14 protein-coding genes and 1 tRNA gene are annotated in these 16,685 nt (G+C 57.0%); 1 reads left to right on the top strand and 14 read right to left on the bottom strand.

What is annotated here, in order from left to right:
* Window positions 1–65: 65 nt before the first annotated feature.
* The 14 genes from LAO21_05725 to trpC all read right to left on the bottom strand — a co-directional run bounded on the left by LAO21_05725 (window position 66) and on the right by trpC (window position 15,645).
* The gene (locus LAO21_05725; protein ID MBZ5552198.1) at window positions 66–359 is read right to left on the bottom strand and encodes a UBP-type zinc finger domain-containing protein; all 294 of its coding nucleotides are present in this window, start codon (window positions 357–359) and stop codon (window positions 66–68) included.
* 81 nt (window positions 360–440) lie between these two features.
* Window positions 441–2,120, bottom strand: a complete 1,680-nt coding sequence (locus tag LAO21_05720) for an FAD-dependent oxidoreductase (protein ID MBZ5552197.1) — start codon at window positions 2,118–2,120, stop codon at window positions 441–443.
* A 145-nt stretch (window positions 2,121–2,265) separates the two neighbouring features.
* A tRNA-Glu gene (locus LAO21_05715) sits at window positions 2,266–2,343 on the bottom strand.
* Window positions 2,344–2,663: 320 nt separating this feature from the next.
* A complete protein-coding gene (locus LAO21_05710) occupies window positions 2,664–4,220 on the bottom strand; it encodes a benzoate-CoA ligase family protein (protein MBZ5552196.1) in 1,557 nt (518 codons plus the stop codon).
* A gap of 54 nt (window positions 4,221–4,274) precedes the next feature.
* A complete protein-coding gene (locus tag LAO21_05705; GenBank protein MBZ5552195.1) occupies window positions 4,275–5,555 on the bottom strand; it encodes a cation:dicarboxylase symporter family transporter in 1,281 nt (426 codons plus the stop codon).
* A 95-nt stretch (window positions 5,556–5,650) separates the two neighbouring features.
* Complete coding sequence (locus LAO21_05700) at window positions 5,651–6,514, bottom strand: NAD(+)/NADH kinase (protein MBZ5552194.1); 864 nt, start codon at window positions 6,512–6,514, stop codon at window positions 5,651–5,653.
* A gap of 13 nt (window positions 6,515–6,527) precedes the next feature.
* Window positions 6,528–7,259: a TlyA family RNA methyltransferase gene (locus LAO21_05695; GenBank protein MBZ5552193.1), complete on the bottom strand. Its 732-nt coding sequence runs from the start codon at window positions 7,257–7,259 to the stop codon at window positions 6,528–6,530.
* Window positions 7,260–8,258: 999 nt separating this feature from the next.
* Entirely contained in the window at window positions 8,259–10,184 is a 1,926-nt protein-coding gene (gene dxs, locus LAO21_05690; protein MBZ5552192.1) for a 1-deoxy-D-xylulose-5-phosphate synthase, read from the bottom strand.
* 74 nt (window positions 10,185–10,258) lie between these two features.
* Entirely contained in the window at window positions 10,259–11,149 is an 891-nt protein-coding gene (locus LAO21_05685; GenBank protein MBZ5552191.1) for a polyprenyl synthetase family protein, read from the bottom strand.
* Between the two features lie 6 nt (window positions 11,150–11,155).
* Window positions 11,156–11,431, bottom strand: coding sequence for an exodeoxyribonuclease VII small subunit (gene xseB, locus LAO21_05680; GenBank protein MBZ5552190.1), 276 nt, complete (start codon window positions 11,429–11,431; stop codon window positions 11,156–11,158).
* 52 nt (window positions 11,432–11,483) lie between these two features.
* Window positions 11,484–12,878, bottom strand: a complete 1,395-nt coding sequence (xseA, locus tag LAO21_05675) for an exodeoxyribonuclease VII large subunit (GenBank protein MBZ5552189.1) — start codon at window positions 12,876–12,878, stop codon at window positions 11,484–11,486.
* A 100-nt stretch (window positions 12,879–12,978) separates the two neighbouring features.
* The gene (gene trpB / locus LAO21_05670; protein MBZ5552188.1) at window positions 12,979–14,187 is read right to left on the bottom strand and encodes a tryptophan synthase subunit beta; all 1,209 of its coding nucleotides are present in this window, start codon (window positions 14,185–14,187) and stop codon (window positions 12,979–12,981) included.
* Between the two features lie 37 nt (window positions 14,188–14,224).
* On the bottom strand, window positions 14,225–14,860 hold the full coding sequence (locus LAO21_05665; GenBank protein MBZ5552187.1) for a phosphoribosylanthranilate isomerase: 636 nt from the start codon (window positions 14,858–14,860) through the stop codon (window positions 14,225–14,227).
* Complete coding sequence (gene trpC / locus LAO21_05660; GenBank protein ID MBZ5552186.1) at window positions 14,857–15,645, bottom strand: indole-3-glycerol phosphate synthase TrpC; 789 nt, start codon at window positions 15,643–15,645, stop codon at window positions 14,857–14,859. The genes LAO21_05665 and trpC overlap by 4 nt, the downstream gene beginning before the upstream one ends.
* Window positions 15,646–16,118: 473 nt before the next feature.
* Between trpC and LAO21_05655 the strand changes: the two genes are divergently transcribed.
* Window positions 16,119–16,403, top strand: coding sequence for a FixH family protein (locus tag LAO21_05655; GenBank protein ID MBZ5552185.1), 285 nt, complete (start codon window positions 16,119–16,121; stop codon window positions 16,401–16,403).
* Window positions 16,404–16,685: the final 282 nt, after the last annotated feature.

Here is a 16,685-nt window from a genome sequence, read left to right as displayed (position 1 = left end):
AACCCGAAATCATAAGGAAGGATTGCTGACCGCTTGTTCAAATTCGCACGCCGGGTAGGCCGTGTTCACCCTTGTGTGGCCACGAATCCTCGAGGCCGTATCTCCCCTGCCGCCATCTGGTCCACGTAACACCATACCCAGTTTTCGCCGGGCTCGATGGAGCGCACCAGGGGGTGCTTGCTGTGATGAAAATGTTTGGTGGCGTGCTTGTTCTTCGAGGAGTCGCAACAGGCCACGTGCCCGCACTCCAGGCAGAGGCGCAGATGTACCCAGGTATCTCCGATTTTGACGCAGTCCTCACAAACGTGCTTCTTAGTACTGGTATACTTGATCGCATTGAGATGAGGACATTCAGCCATTAGAATCTCCTTGACCCGGGGGGTTTAAGGATCGATGCAGCTATGGCTCGGGCGCGGGGGATCGCCCCGCCTTCGGCCTCTTCAGGGTTCTGCCAGGGCACGATGGACGAGATGGACGGCAATGGCCCCTTCGCCCACCGCTGAGGCCACACGCTTCACATTCCCCGAGCGAACATCGCCGACCGCAAATACCGCGGGAAGACTGGTCTCGAGCATCTGCGGAGAACGCCGGAGCGGCCAAGCAAGAGGTGAAGCGATGCCGCCCGCCCCATCGAGATCTCGCCCGGTCAGGATGAAGCCTTTGTCGTCCATGGCCACGCAACCTCGCAGCCAGTCGGTTCGGGGCGAGGCCCCCGTCATGATGAACACGTGGCAAATGGGATGACTTGAAGTTTCACCGGTATTCCCGTCAAGCCATGTGATGCGCTCCAGTTGGGTGTCGCCCTCCAAACCAATGATTTCCGTTCTATAATGCAGCTCAATGGCAGGGTTTTCCGCGATCCGCTGAATCAAGTAGCGCGACATTGTCCCCGCCAGTTCTCCGGATCGCACCAGCATGTAGACCTTGCGTGCGGTCTGTGACAGGAACACCGCGGCCTGTCCGGCTGAGTTCCCTCCACCCACCACGATCACATCTTCGTTTTCGCACAGTTGCGACTCGATGTACGTCGCCCCGTAGTAAATGCCTAGACCTTCGAACTTCTTCAGGCTGGCAAGAGCCGGTTTCTTATACTGAGCCCCGGTCGCAATGATGACGGCGCGCGCAGCGATTGCGCTGCCACTATCCAATACCACTTCGTAGGGCCGGCGGTTGCAGTTGAGGCGCACCACGCTGTGTGCCACCATCATCTTCGCGCCGAACTTCTGCGCTTGTGCGATGGCGCGCGCTGCCAGTTCCTGTCCGGACACGCCGGTCGGGAACCCCAGGTAGTTCTCGATCTTGGAGCTTGATCCCGCCTGACCGCCCGGAGACTCCGTTTCAATCACCAGGGCATCCAGACCTTCCGATGCGGCGTACACCGCAGCTGCCAGGCCGGAAGGTCCCGCGCCCACAATGACCAGATCACGCAACTGAGACTGATCAATGCTGACGTTAAAACCGAGGCAATCGGCCAGCGCCTGAGTCGAGGGATTGCGCAAGACGGTTTGGCCATTGCAGATGAGGACCGGAATCTCCGTCAATTTGACTTCAAAACGGTCCAAAAGCTCCTGCGAGGCAGAGTCGGTGTCGAGATCCACATAGGTGTAAGGATGCGCGTTCCGGCTCAGAAACTCCCTCAGGTGCAGCGTGTCGGCGCAGTGGCGCGAACCCATCAAAATGACATTACCCAGGCCGTGACTGATAAGTGCCAGCCGCCTCAGAATAAACGCCCTCATGAAAATCTCGCCCAGTTCGGCATCTTTAGCGACAAACGATCGGAAGGCATCCGCGCTGATCTCGAGAAACTCGCCCGCACTGGTCACCCGGCCCCGCACCAGACATCGTTGCCCGGAGATCATCGTGATCTCTCCAGTAAACTGGCCGGGGCCGTGCGTCGTTATGGGGCGTTCCCCCGTGAGATCCGGCTGTACGATCTCCAGGCCTCCCGAGAGCAGGACGAAAAAAGGCACTTCAGTATCGCCGGGCTGAAACAAGATTTCACCTGGCTCCACCCTGCGCACCTTGCCGCCGGGGCGGATCCGATGGATCTGGGGCGCCGTCAAGATTGGAAAGGCCTGGGTGCGCGCGTCGAGCGCGCTGGGTGCAGGCCAGGAAGTCATGGTTTTCCTCCAGAAGCTTGGATCGAGCGGCCGTGAGTCGCAGGTGAGGGTGGGTTCTGCACGCAGGGAAAGGCCCTCAAGCGCATATCGGGCCATTTCAAACCCTCGCCGGGAGAGCCCGAACTTGGAACATCTCTTGGAATTTTGGCGTCCTCGACGGGATTTGAACCCGTGTTACCGCCGTGAAAGGGCGGTGTCCTAGGCCGGGCTAGACGACGAGGACGCGCGGGCAAAGCAGAATCAGAGTTTATATACCGCAGGACGCAGAATCGTCAAGCGGAAAGCCGTCTTCGAGGGCATGTCGGAGGGTCGAATCGGTCAACGACAAGATTTGAAATCTGAAATTTGAGATTCAAGAAAAAGCAAAAGCTAACCGCAAAGAGCGCTAAGAAGGCGCAATGGCCGCAAAGAGTGCGGGGGATACAATTCGCGATTTTGCGAGCGATCGAGTAGTCCAGGAGTGAGAATTGTTCCAACCTGTCGCTCCGCCGCTAAAGAACGCTATTCAATTCGGACGTGGGTTCACCCCATTTTCATCCGTGTTCATCCGCGTTCGATCTCAAGTTCCCGAAGTTTGTAGCGCTGAAGCTTGCCGGTGGCCGTCCTCGGAAGATTGTCCATGAAAATAATGTTGCGGGGGACTTGATAGGAATGGAGCCGGCGGGACAGGAACTCCTTGAGCTCGGCCTCGCTGGCCTGTTTATCTTTCTTGAGGACGACATGAGCGCGTGCGGTAATGAGTCCGCCCTGGTCCACAATGCCGACGACCCCGGTTTCCAGAACGGCCTCGTGCTCGAGCAATCTTTCCTCAATCTCAACGGGTGAAACCCACAATCCTTGCACTTTGAAGTGGTCGCTGCTGCGGCCGCAGAAATAGTAGTGGCCGTTCTCATCACATCGATAAATGTCGCCCGTTCTGACCCAATCCGTGACCGGCGTCGATGAAAACCCGTGTGTCGGTGTGTAGTAGGGACCGAAGGTATTTCCCTTGACCCACAAATTCCCCGTGGCCCGCCCCTCGACTTCCCTGCCCGATTCGTCGAGGATCCGGATCTCGTATCCCTCGACCGCAGTTCCGCTGGAGCCTGCACACGCCTCGCCGGGGCGGTTTGAAAGAAACATGTGAAGGGCTTCGGTAGTTCCAATTCCGTCGAGGATCTCGACTCCAAACGTCTGCTTCCATTCTTGGAACACGACTGCCGGCAAGGCCTCCCCCGCCGATACGCAATATCGCAAGGAGTCCATTCTAAGTTTGTCGACGTGGCGGTGATGCTCCAGCAACGCCCGATACACCGCCGGCACACCAAAAAAAACAGTGGGAGCCTCGTCTCGCATAATTTTAGAAATGGCTTCGGGTGTCGGTCTCTCGGTGCACAAAATAGTAGTCGCCCGCGCCCCCAGAGGGAAAGACAGCGAGTTCCCCAGACCATAGGCAAAATATAAGCGTGAGGATGAAAACGTCCGGTCATTGGGAGTGAGCTTCAAAACGGACCGGCCGTAGTTCTCGACCGTGTGACGAATATGAGAGTGGCAGTGGATGACCGCCTTGGGCTCGCCTGTCGATCCGGACGTAAACAAGAAAAAGGCGGGGTCTCCGGACGTGGTGGGGCTGACCAGTACCGTGGCCGTGGACTCCTCTTCATAGGAGAAGGGCGAAATCCAATCATCGCTTGCTGGGAGATTCGCGTAGGCTTCAGACCCCACCACAAACGCGTACTCAAGGTTTCGCAAGCGGTGATGGACTGCATGAAGGCTTTGAAACGATCCTTCCCCCACGATCGCCAACCGCGCCGCACATAAATTCAGGATGTGTTCGAGTTCCCTGCCCTCCGCAAAGGTGGAGATCAATGCAGGCACGGCGCCAATCTTCATGGCGGCCAGGAAGGTGGCGATGAAAGTCGGGGAGTCTCGAAGGATCACCGCGAGACATTGCCGGTGACCCAATCCGCGGGACTGGAGGAAACGGGCGATCTGGTTTGTCTGAAGAACGAGGTCGCGATAAGTGATCGATTGCCCGTTCCATCGAATCGCGGGGCGAGCTCCATCCTTCGATTCCGTGAGCGACTCGGGTAACAGCCAGTCTGTGGCGTTTTCTAGCATGGATGGTTTGGACGCGGACAACACAGGTGACACGGATCTCCATTGCGGCCGTAATCACTCGGTGATTTCCACAGCGCCCGGCTCAACCTGAAGCATCTTGGCGTCGTCCAGGACACCCTCCCATCGAGCGACCACTGCCGTGGCGACGCAGTTCCCGGTGACATTCACGGCCGTACGTCCCATGTCGAGGATCTGATCGATCCCCAGCAGCAGGGCGATCCCTTCCATGGGTAGGTTGAAACTTGCAATGGTTCCCGCCAGCACGACCAGGGATGCCCGCGGCACACCCGCCACCCCCTTCGAGGTGAGCATCAGGGTGAGCATCATGACCACCTGCGTCTTCACATCAAGCGAAACTCCGAACACTTGCGCGATAAAGATCGAGCAGAGCGAGAGGTAGAGTGTCGCGCCGTCGAGGTTGAAGCTGTATCCGGTGGGCAGCACAAATCCGACGATCTCGCGGGGGCACCCGAACCGTTCCATCGACTCCATCGCGGTCGGTAGCGCCGCCTCGCTGGAAGCAGTCGTAAAGGCGATGGTGAACGGCTCGCGAATGGCCCTGAAGAGTCTAAAAAAGGGAACCCGGATAATGAGACAAATCAAAAAGAGCACGACGAAAACGAAGAAAACCAGGGCCCCATAGAAGCAGATCACCAGGCTGGCATAGCCCTTCAAGACCGATAAACCCTTGGCCCCCACCGTCGCGGAAATGGCAGCCATCACGCCCAGCGGGGAAAAGCGCATCACGAAATCAGTGAACCTGAACATCGTGTCTGCGACGGCGGTCAGAACTGAAACCAGCGGCTTTCCTTTTTCACCCACCGCCGCCAGCGCCAGCCCGAAAAAGATTGAGAAGATGACGAGCTGCAGGATATCCCCTCGGGCCATGGCATCGACGACACTGGTCGGAAACAAGCTAATGAGAAAGTCTTTTCCCGAGGGCGATTTCGGGACGGGCACAGTCTTACCCTCCGGGACGGGAGCCGCGGCTGTCTGGACGGCGGCTTGAGCCGGCCTGGCAACGTATTCGCCGGGTTTGAAAACGTTGACGGTCACCAATCCGATGAGCAGGGCGATGGTGGTGGCCACCTCAAAATAAATAATGGCCTTCAGACCAATGCGTCCAACCCGCTTAAAGTCGCCCGCTCCGGCGATGCCGATGACCAGGGTGGAAAAGATCAGAGGAGCGATGATCATCTTGATCATGCGCAGGAAGATGTCGGCCATCGGCTTGATGGCCACTCCCCAGTGGGGGGAGATCCATCCGAGGAGGATGCCGGCGGCCAGACCGATGAGGATCTGTGTGGTCAGCGAGGGCCGGAGCCATTTTTTCATGAAAGCGTGGACCTTGGGGTGAAGTCAGTCCGGTTGATCAATGAAGTATTCGCTCAAATATGACCGCAAAGGCGCGGAGATCGCAGAGAATCCAACTATCGCTCGCCCCACTTCAGTTTCTCTCGAAGCACATCGAAGTAACTTTTCTGTCTCGGCTTGACGAGGATGAGGCGTCGTTTCGATTTGCGCGCAATGACAGAATCATGCTCGCGCAAAGCGAGGCCCACTTGACCGTCCATCGTGAGGAACGTCGACTCTCCTCCCCGTCCGATCTCGACTCGAACCACCGACCGGTCCGGAATCACGATGGGCCGGTTGGTCAGGGTGTGGGGGCAAATGGGGGTAATGACAAACGCCCCCATCGTGGGGAAAATGATCGGGCCCCCCGCCGCCAGGGAATACGCGGTGGATCCCGTGGGCGTAGAAACAATCAAACCGTCCGCCTTGTACTCCGACAACAACTGGTTGTCGACCTTGACCGAGAAGTCGATGATGCGGGCCATCGCGCCTTTGTTAATGACAGCGTCGTTGAGGGCCTGGTGCCGGGAGATGATCTCTCCCGACCGCATGACTTCAACTTCCAGAAGGATGCGCGAGTCGGTGGTGTGCTGATTCGCAAAAACCAGCTCCAGGGTCGGAAAGAGCTCTTCCAAGGTCATTTCGGTCAGAAATCCGAGGTGGCCGAAATTCACGCCCAGGATGGGGACTTCCCTCTCGTTCATTACGCGCGCGACCGCGAGCATGGTGCCGTCGCCCCCCAGGACGATGATCAGATCCACTTTCGCCGGGATTTCATTGCGCCCGACGCCTTCGTTCGATCGCCCCAGCAACTCGCAGGTCTCATGATCGAAGAGGATGGATACCTTGCGGAGCTCAAGCCATTCGACCAGTTGCCGGATGACCGCGGCAATTTCCTTCTTGCGAGGCTTGGTAATGATCCCGACGGATTGAATTTGCATGAGTATGCCCCGCTCACTTAGGCCGCAGCCACAGGAAGAACTCTTTGTTCCCTTGGGCTCCGGTGATGGGCGATTCTACGCTACCTTTGATTTCGAATCCATACCTCTCCCCTGCTTCGGTCACCTTTTCGACGGCCCGCTGATGGAGGGTCGGGTCCCGGACGACGCCTCCTTTTCCCACCTCCCCTTTCCCCACCTCGAATTGAGGTTTGACGAGCAGCAACACCTCCGTGGATGGCCTGCAAAATGGGGGGAGCACGGGAACGATCAATTCCAGGGAAATGAATGAAACGTCAACGACGATCAAATCGACCTGGGTTCCGAGGCCTTCGAATTTGAGGTACCGGGCGTTTGTGTTCTCGAGCGAAACCACCCGCGAATCACGGCGTAACTTCCAGTCCAATTGATTCGTTCCCACATCGACGGCAATCACACCCACGGCGCCGCGCTGCAGCAAACAGTCGGTAAAGCCCCCGGTCGAAGCCCCGATGTCAAGGCATAGCCTGCTCATGGGGCTAATCGAGAAATGGTCCAACGCCGCCTCGAGCTTTAACCCTCCCCGGCCCACATACTTCATGGGCACGCCCTTGAGCCGGATCGGAGAATCGATTGGAATCTGTTGGCCGGCTTTTTCGATACACCTCCCATCGACCAACACTTGCCCCGCCAGAATCAGAGCCTGGGCCTTCTCCCGCGATTCCGCGATTCCAAGGTCGACGAGAAGTTTGTCGATTCGTTGTTTCATGGAGCGGCTTCAAATTCCTTCGATGTGAAAAGGAGGAAAGCAGATTCAACCCGAATTCCGAAGTTGAAAGCCATGATCAATGTGGGAGGAAGATTCGATTCCCATTCTTCGATGTTTTTCGACCGAGGAATTTGTCCCTTTAGGCCCGGAGGGCTCTCAGATCGTAGCCCCACCTGTCGAAGATCCGCCGTGGCGGGAAGCTCCGTCCCGCGTTCTTTGCGGGGCGCAGCGAGGGTGGGGTACCGATCTCCCCAATGACATCCGAGCCCCGCTGGCGGGGCGAAAGGCGTTGCCGAATGGATCTTCAAAGTACCAGACAATAATCCCCTTGCCTGTTCCTCTCTGCAATGCTTTCTCTCCGCTCCCCCGTTACCCTTCTCATTTCACGAATTAGGGGAGCCCAAATCCGCCGGTTGGATTCTCGAAGCGACATCGGGACACTGGAGGCTTTCCTGGCAGGCGAAGCGCCCTCGGAATCTCTCTTTTCTGCAGGAAAGGGCGAGCTCTTTCCGAGTGCAGGGCATCAATTAGGAGGTTCGGTATCTTGGAACGGTTGGCCTTGTTTCGCCCCGCAAGCGGGGCTCTCACATTTTATCTCATTGGTCCCCCACCCTCGCTCCGCAAAAAACGCGGAGCTTCAGGTGGGGCTACAATCTGACAGCCCTTCGGGCCTAGAGAGACGACCGCCTTACTCGAAAAGCATGGACCGAAGAAACAGAGTCAGACGTCTCTCCCTCTCTTTCCTGTCCCTTCAAGGGCGGAACAATTGCGCCCTTCCTTCATTCCATCCCAATCGATTTGAATCGAAGAACCTAACACTTCCTTGACGCCCTTAACTTCGGAACTCAGACTCAAGGAATATGAATCGGTTGCTGGGCAGGCAATAGGAACTCCTCGCCCGCCTTCGGCAAAGGGTCGAACCGAGAGTTGACTTGACGGATCCGTGTTGATCGGAGCACGTCCATCCAAAACTTGGACAATGGGACTAAGCCGGGTTCGCTACAATTTTGACCCCAGTCGATGGCTCTTGCTGGTGTGAATGCCTTCTTCGGTCACAAACGACTTGATGCGCTCAAAGATGCCGTCAGCATCCAGGCCAAACTTGGCATACAGCAAGTTGGGAGCGCCCTGCGGGATCACCCGGTCCGGAACCCCGATCCGCAGCATGCGGACGGGGAGCAGTTTGCGTTCGACCAACAATTCGGTCACGGCGCTGCCGAATCCACCCATCAACGCGGCATCCTCCACGGTGACGAGGCATTTCTTTTCGCTGGCAAGGACGCAAAACAACTCCTCATCCAGGGGTTTGGCCCAGCGCGCATTGATGATGGTGCAGTGGATCCCCTGCTCCTCGAGTTTCTGCGCCGCCTGCAACACGGCCGCCATGATATGGCCATAGCCGATAATGGCCACATCCCCGTGGTCCTGGAGAATCTCCGCCTTCCCGATTTCCAACGCATGCAAGGGCTCATCCAGCGATGCTCCCACGCCATTGCCGCGAGGGTAGCGGACCGCCGTGGGGTGAGGAATTTCGATCGCCGTGTAAATCATCTGGCGCAACTCCGCCTCGTCTTTGGGCGCCATCAGCATCATATTGGGAAGCGTGCGCAGGTACGCGATATCGAACAAGCCATGGTGGGTCGGCCCGTCCGCGCCCACGATCCCGGCTCGATCCATGGCCAGGGTGATCGGCAGGTCCATCAGGCAGATATCGTGATAGATCTGGTCGTAGCCCCGCTGCAGGAAAGTCGAGTAAATGGCGCAGACCGGCTTCATCCCCTGTGTCGCCAGTCCACATGCGAATGTCAGCGCGTGCTGTTCGGCGATTCCGACATCAAAGCAGCGATCAGGGAAGTGTTCCTTGAATTTCTCAAGGCCCGTGCCTTCGAGCATGGCCGCCGTGACCGCAACCACCTTGGGATCGCGCTGGGCGATTTCGATGAGTGTCTTGCTGAAGACCGAGGTGTAAGTGGGGGGACCGCCCACGGCCTTCTTCATCTGCCCCGTTTCCGGGTCGAACGGGGTCACACCATGATACTTATCCTGCGAGGACTCCGCCGGCGAGTAACCCTTCCCCTTCTTCGTTACCACGTGAAGGATGGTCGGGGTTTCGTTGTTTTTTATGTTCTGCAGGGTTTCCACCAGCGTGGGGATGCTGTGTCCGTTGAGCGGACCGACATAGTCGAAACCGAGCTCGTGAAACATCAGGCCGGGCACCATGAAAGTCTTCATGGCATCGACCGTATCCTTGACGATCCTGAAGATGCGCGGGCCGATATGCGGAACAGAGGAGACCATTCGTTCCACTTCTTTTTTGAATCGCATGTAGGTTTGTCCCTGGACAATGCGGTTCAGGTAACCGGGAATCGCACCAATATTGGGGGAGATCGACATCTCGTTGTCGTTCAGAACGATCAACATCTTCCTTTTCAGGTAGCCCGCCTGATTGAGTCCTTCCAGCGCCACTCCCCCGGTCAGTCCGCCGTCCCCAATGATGGCAACCACGTAGTTATTCTCTTTCTTTAAATCTCGCGCTACCGCCATTCCCAGGGCGGCCGAAATGGAGGTCGAGGCGTGGGCCACGTTGTATTCGTCGTATTCACTTTCCTGGCGCATGGGAAATCCGGAGATCCCCTGGTACTGACGGAGCGTGTAAAAACGGTCACGACGCCCGGTCAGGATCTTGTGACCGTAGGCCTGGTGCCCGACATCCCAAACAAGCTTGTCCCCGGGTGCGTCAAAAACGTAGTGGAGTGCCAGGGTAAGCTCGACGGTACCGAGGCTTGCACCCAAATGGCCGCCTACTTTGGAGACCACGTCCACCATGAAATGACGCAACTCTTCCGCCACCACGTCCAGTTCTGCCAGCGAAAGCAGTTTTAAATCAGCGGGTGAGTTTATCTTGGTAAGATATTGATATTCCATATTGTAGGATCTTTCATGGTCAGAACTTTGAGTCCTTCAAAAGGCCGCCGAATCTGAGGTCCCAGCAAGCTGGTTCACGCGGCTCGCTCGACAAAAAACAGGGCCAGCTCGCGCAGATGATCGGCCTTTTCCCCCAAAAATTCAAGTGATCGAATAGCCTCATCCACTAACTTACGTGCCTTCTGCCTGGACTCGTCCAATCCAAACAGGGCTGGATAAGTGGCTTTCCTCTCGGAACGGTCCTTTCCAGGGGTCTTCCCCAACACCTCGCGGGAGCTTACCATGTCGAGGATATCGTCTACGATTTGAAACGCGAGTCCAATCCTCGTGCCATAAGTGGTGAGCGCCTCAAGTTGGCTCTCTGAGGGATCTCCCATAACCGCTCCAGCGCGAACCGAAGCACGGATCAACGCCCCTGTCTTTGAGCTGTGAATGTAGTGCAGCTGGTCCGCCGAAATAACCTTTCCCTCCGCTTCGAGATCGGCCACCTGTCCGCCGATCATCCCGTTCACGGTGCCGATGGCACAGGCAATCTCGCGCATGGCGGTCAACCGCCGTTCCGTGTAAGGATAGGAGCCATCAATCCCCGACAGGATCTGGAACCCGCGGGTCAGCAGAGCGTCTCCTGCCAGAATAGCGATCGCCTCGCCGAACTTCTTGTGAACGGTGAGCTGGCCGCGCCTAAGGTCATCGTTGTCGAGGGCCGGCAGATCGTCATGAACCAGTGAATACGTATGGATCATTTCGAGGGCACAAGCCAACGGAATCAATTCCTGCTCAACGGCCCCCGCCACCTTCCCGGCTTCGAGGCACAGAGCAGGGCGCAATCGCTTGCCGCCGGCAAAGATGCTGTACCGCATCGCCTGGTGGATGGACTCGGGCCTCTGGTCCACTCCGGGCAATAATCGATCCAGCGCCTCATCGACCTGGCGGTTTCGTTCTATGAGAAACTTTGGAACTTCCACGGGGATTCAATCCTCTTCGGAACCTTCCTCTGCATTCGAATCGCCGCCCGATTCTTCTTCAAACGGGGTTCGCTTCAACTCGCCCTCGGCGTTTTTGAGCAGGACTTCCACCTTGCGCTCAGCCTCGTCGAGCTTGGTATGGCAAAAGCGCGACAGCTTGATGCCCTCCTCAAACAGTTCCAGGGACTTCTCAAGTTGCAAGTCCCCGGATTCGAGTTGTGCGACGATTTCTTCCAACCGCTTGATGGCAGCTTCAAAATCCTGGTTTTTTGACTTGACCATGGGTTTCCTGTGGATTCCTCGGACTGGTCTATTAAATCACTTTCCGTCGGAGCTACTCCTCAAATTTTAATGCACCCTGCTGATCTCCGGCGTCAGTGTGGGAATGGGCGCTGGGGCCGGTCACACGAGCCTTCAGGTAACCTTGCCACAGCTGGATGAAGAGCGTTGTCCCGACGGAGATTCCTTTCGCATCGTTCAAAATTACGCCGCCTTCCGTTTTTACGATGGCGTAGCCGCGTTCAAGGACCTTAAGCGGGCTGAGGCTCTCGAGTTTCCCGCCCAGGACCATCAGTGAATTTCTCGCGGTCGAGAGGGAGGTTCGAAACCCCGAAGCGGCCTCCTTCTCCAATTGGTCCAACCTCAGAACGGCCATCCGGATCAGTTTTTTCAAATCGAAAAACGCCACCCGGTTGTGAAGAAGTTGCAGCCTGGCGCGCCGTTCGCGCACGATGTCGTGCATGCCCAGGGAGAGTTTGAATGCCAGCTCATCGAAAAACTGACGAAACTCTTTGAGACGGTCATGGGCCAATGAGAACCCCCGACTCCCGGTCAGCTCCAGGAGCGTCCTCCGAGACCGGTTCAAGAGCAAGGTCAGGGAGTTTTCCATCCGGTCGAAAAGTCTCTCCACGTGTTTTGAAATCTCATCCTTGGCCGACGCCACGATTTCCGCGGCGGCCGAGGGGGTCGGGGCCCTCAGGTCGGCCGCAAAATCGGCAATGGTAAAGTCGATTTCGTGTCCCACGGCCGAGATTACAGGAATAATTGATGCCGCGATGGCCCGCGCGACAGGTTCCTCGTTGAAGGCCCAGAGGTCCTCGATGGAGCCGCCTCCCCTCCCCACAATCAAGACGTCCACCTCTTGTTCGCGATTGAAGTATCGGATCCCCTCGACAATCTCCTGCGCCGCCCCTTCTCCCTGCACCTTCGCGGGGTAAATCAGGACGTTGATCGATTCATTGCGCCGCTTCAGGATGCGGAGGATATCCTGAATGGCGGCTCCCGTGGGAGAGGTGACCACGCCGATGGTCTGCGGATACGTGGGGAGGGGTTTTTTACGAGCCGTCTCGAACAATCCTTCCGCTTGCAGCTTCGCCTTCAACTGCTCGAACGCCAATTGCAGGGCCCCGATGCCGACAGGCTCCATCACCTCAACGTAGAGCTGGTATTCCCCCCGACGCTCATAGATCGATAAACTGCCCCGTGCCACGATCTTCAGTCCGTCCTCCAAACGAAAACGGATCCCCCGGGCATGGGTCCGGAAACAAACACAGCGGAGTTGAGCGGTGTCATCCTTGATCGTAAAGTACAAATGGCCCGAAGCGGCGCGGGTGAAGTTCGAGATTTCACCCTCCACCCACACGGACGCAAATTCCGCTTCCAACAATCCCTTAATGCGGCCTGTGATCTCGGAAACGGTAAAGACTCTTCGATCAGATTTTGGCGTCATCAGATCCGTCGAACAGTTTTGTGCTCAAGTGAAGGCAAGTTGCGATTTAAACACACTCCCAAGGGAGCGTCAAAATTATTTTGCCTCTTGCCCGCCCCCTTCAGCTCTTGATGAGACGCACGGCTTCAGCGACATCCTTATCGCCGCGCCCCGAGAGATTTGCGATGACCAATTGGTCGGGGCGAAGGTCAGGCGCCAGTCTCTTCAGGTAAGCGACAGCGTGGGCTGATTCAAGGGCGGGGATGATCCCCTCCAACTGACTGAGCCACTGAAATGCTTCAAGGGCCTCCTCATCGCTCACGTGGGTGTATTCGACACGATGAAGATCGTGGAGCAAGGCATGTTCAGGGCCGATGGCAGCATAGTCCAGTCCCGCTGACACGGAGTGTGTCAGGGAGATTTGACCGTCGTCGTTCTGCAAGACATAAGAGTAGGTTCCCTGGAGAATTCCGGGGCGTCCCCCGCCTCCTTCGGCGTCGATAAACCGGGCCGCATGTTCCCCCAGGCCGTGCCCCCGGCCGCCTGCTTCAACGCCGACCATGCGCACACTGTTTTCTCCCAGAAATTCGTACATCAAACCCATGGCATTGCTTCCGCCCCCGACACAGGCGACCAGCGCATCCGGCAGCCTCCCCTCGCAGGCAAGAATCTGGGCCCGGGCTTCCTGACCGATGATCTTCTGAAAGTCGCGGACCATCATGGGGTAAGGATGGGGACCCAGGACCGAACCCAGCAAATAATAGGTGTCCACGTTGGTCACCCAATCGCGCAAAGCCTCATTGATGGCATCCTTCAGGGTTCGACTGCCTGAATCAACGGGAGTCACCTTGGCGCCGAGCAGGCGCATTCGGAAGACATTCAATTCCTGGCGGCGCATGTCTTCGGTCCCCATGTAAATTTCGCATTCCAGGCCCAGCAGAGCGCAGACGGTTGCGGTGGCCACTCCGTGCTGCCCCGCGCCGGTCTCCGCGATGACGCGCTTCTTGCCCATCCGCCGGGCGAGCAGGCCCTGGCCCAGACAGTTGTTGATCTTGTGCGCACCGGTATGCGCCAGGTCCTCGCGTTTCAAATAGATTTTGGGTCCGTTGAGACGGCGGGTCAGTCGCTCCGCAAAAAACAAGGGCGTAGGACGTCCAACATAATTCTTGAGGAGAGCATCCAGCTCGGCGTGGAACTTCTCGTCGGCCTGCGCTCCCCGATACGCCTGATCGAGCTCCTCCAGGGGGGCCATCAGGGTTTCGGGCACAAATCTCCCGCCGTATTTTCCGAAATGCCCCGAGGGGTCAGGATAGTTGTAAGGTCTGGTCATAGATTTTCCATTCTGCTCCTCCGAGCACTTGCTCCACTTAAGGACGACTCTCCCGGTCCGCCTTCTCCACTGAAGCAAAGAACGTCTTCATCTTCCGGTAGTCCTTTTTGCCAGGCATGCTTTCGACACCGCTCGCAACGTCCACGGCATAAGGATGCGCCGCCCGGATGGCTTCCCCGACATTGGCAGAAGTGAGTCCTCCCGACAAAATGATACGGTGGAAGCGGGAGGCGCGGCGAGCGAGATTCCAGTCGATCGTCTTTCCAGTGCCGCCAAATTTCCCGGGCTCAAAGCCGTCGAGAAGAACCGCTGACGCCGGATTGTGCTGGAGCTCGGTTACCTTAAAGTCCTCAGTCACCCGAAAGGCTTTGACCACCATCAAGGGCTTCAGGGTAACAGCCATTTCTGAAGGCTCATTACCATGAAGCTGGATGCCGTTGAGACCCAGCGCCAGGGCCAGCCGCCGGATGTCCCGCGCCGGGCCGAAATTAACCACCACCCCAATCTTCAATACAAAAGGCGGGAGATTTTCAAGGATCTTTGAGGCCTGCCGGATTGAAATGTACCGGGGACTGCGCGGATAAAAATTAAAGCCGAGGGCCGCGGCACCCAGGTCGATCGCCACGAGCGCGTCAGCCAGCCGGGTAATGCCGCAAATCTTTACATGGGTCATGGCTTCCCTCTTAGACGGCCCAGTTCAGCGCCCGGATCTGCCGACTTCATGAAATGCTCTCCGATCAGAAAGGCATCATATCCGGCAGCATGAAGGCTCTTCAACTGTTCGTTCGAAGTCAATCCGCTCTCCGCCACGAAAATTTGACCGGAACGCTTATGCTGAATCAATCGCTCGGAGACCTTCAGGTTCACTTCCAGCGTCTTCAAGTCCCGATTATTGACCCCGAGTAAGGTTGCGCGGGCAAGGTTGGCACGAACCAGCTCTTCTTCAGTATGCACCTCCACGAGCGCGGCAAGCGAGTACTTGCGGCAGGCGATAATCAGCTTCTCTAAATCGGGTTGCGTCAAAAACGGTACAATCAAAAGGACGGCGGAAGCGCCATTTGACCGTGCCTGGGCGATCTGAACCTCATCCAGGATGAAATCCTTCCGCAGGATCGGGAGCGAGCAGGACAATGCGATTTGTGCCAGCGCGCGAACACTCCCCTGAAAGTGTTTTTCTTCAGTCAGGACAGAGAGCGCAGCCGCCCCGTGCTCCTCATAGACTCGCGCCAACGCGACCGCATCGAAATTCTCCCGCAGGACGCCGCGCGAAGGAGAGGCCTTCTTAATCTCAGCGATGATGTTCAGGGAGTCGGGCCGCGTGAGGACCGAACAGAAATCCGCCTTAACGCTTCGACGGAGCGCCCGTTCTTCCCACTCCTCGGGCGCCATCTCCTCCTTCAGGAGGGCGACGTTGTTGAGAACCTCCGGGCGGATCTGGTCCAGAAAACTCTTCGGCATCAACAGAATATAGAGTTAAGCATGTCTTTGGTCAAGACAGACGCCCTGGGTGAATTCCAAGTCAGCTCCAGTCTGGAGTTGAGAGGGTGGTCCCTCCGGTTGGATGTGGGTGCGAATTTGAGGATGTGTTAGCATACTAATACAAATGTTGGAACTAGAGTTACATGGCGTATTTGTGGGATCTTCGCGGTAGGGGTGCATAGCTATGCCCCCCTACGTTGAATCACGCACGATTTTGTCACATTTTCAATGACGTTCGTATTGGACGACCTGCGATCATCATTTCCTTCAGGGAATTTCTCATGCGTATTTTTGTCTTGGTGAAAGCCATTCTGCCTCTTGCTCTCCTCCTTTTCTTCTCGGCCTGCGGACGGCAACAACCTCAATCCGGTCCCGCTCAACAGACCGCCGACGCAAATCACTTTTCGATTCTGGAACAATCGTCCAGGGAGCTGGGATGGAGGGGGACCTTAATGCTTGCTCCAATGCCGGCTGCGAGCGGCAAAGAGACGAGTTTCACGTTAAAGCTGGTTGGTCCCAATGGGGCGCCGATTGGAGGGGCCCAGGTCCGCTTCGCCTTGGTCATGCCATTGATGGACATGGGCAAGGAGGAATTTGAGGCCACATCCGCCGAAAACGGAATGTACCTCGGGAAAGGGACCTTTTCAATGGATGGCGTCTGGCTCCTCCAGACGGACATCGAACGGGACAACCAAAAGGCCCACATGGAGTTCGAAATACACGTGAATGTGCCTTAGGCTTTGGAGTGCGGCAGCTTGCTGCCGCTTTCCAAGCCTGAAGTTTTCTTCGCACGGAGCCCTTCGGGGCAGCCCTGCCACACCAGGCCAAAGTGCAAGCAAGCTTGCGCATTCAAAGGGGACAGGCCACTCAAACCGCTTGAAGAAATTTCGCTCTGCATGCGATAATGGATATTCATGTGCATCTGCCGCGAGCACCCCTTTTCAGCCCAAGCTGGAATCTCTTGAGGTGACAAAGACCTGATCATGTCCAAGGCCGTCGACGCGTCTCTCAATCGGTAT

Source organism: Terriglobia bacterium (genome assembly GCA_020073085.1).
Lineage (GTDB): Bacteria > Acidobacteriota > Terriglobia > JAIQFV01 > JAIQFV01 > JAIQFV01.
This window is presented reverse-complemented; position numbering and strand designations above follow the sequence as displayed.

Excerpts from the sequence above, each read along its gene's own strand:
- LAO21_05725 (MBZ5552198.1), bottom strand. The coding sequence starts at position 359 with ATGGCTGAATGTCCTCATCTCAATGCGATCAAGTATACCAGTACTAAG.
- LAO21_05720 (MBZ5552197.1), bottom strand. The coding sequence starts at position 2,120 with ATGACTTCCTGGCCTGCACCCAGCGCGCTCGACGCGCGCACCCAGGCC.
- LAO21_05710 (MBZ5552196.1), bottom strand. The coding sequence starts at position 4,220 with ATGCTAGAAAACGCCACAGACTGGCTGTTACCCGAGTCGCTCACGGAA.
- LAO21_05705 (MBZ5552195.1), bottom strand. The coding sequence starts at position 5,555 with ATGAAAAAATGGCTCCGGCCCTCGCTGACCACACAGATCCTCATCGGT.
- LAO21_05700 (MBZ5552194.1), bottom strand. The coding sequence starts at position 6,514 with ATGCAAATTCAATCCGTCGGGATCATTACCAAGCCTCGCAAGAAGGAA.
- LAO21_05695 (MBZ5552193.1), bottom strand. The coding sequence starts at position 7,259 with ATGAAACAACGAATCGACAAACTTCTCGTCGACCTTGGAATCGCGGAA.
- dxs (MBZ5552192.1), bottom strand. The coding sequence starts at position 10,184 with ATGGAATATCAATATCTTACCAAGATAAACTCACCCGCTGATTTAAAA.
- xseB (MBZ5552190.1), bottom strand. The coding sequence starts at position 11,431 with ATGGTCAAGTCAAAAAACCAGGATTTTGAAGCTGCCATCAAGCGGTTG.
- xseA (MBZ5552189.1), bottom strand. The coding sequence starts at position 12,878 with ATGACGCCAAAATCTGATCGAAGAGTCTTTACCGTTTCCGAGATCACA.
- trpB (MBZ5552188.1), bottom strand. The coding sequence starts at position 14,187 with ATGACCAGACCTTACAACTATCCTGACCCCTCGGGGCATTTCGGAAAA.
- LAO21_05665 (MBZ5552187.1), bottom strand. The coding sequence starts at position 14,860 with ATGACCCATGTAAAGATTTGCGGCATTACCCGGCTGGCTGACGCGCTC.
- trpC (MBZ5552186.1), bottom strand. The coding sequence starts at position 15,645 with ATGCCGAAGAGTTTTCTGGACCAGATCCGCCCGGAGGTTCTCAACAAC.
- LAO21_05655 (MBZ5552185.1), top strand. The coding sequence starts at position 16,119 with ATGCTTGCTCCAATGCCGGCTGCGAGCGGCAAAGAGACGAGTTTCACG.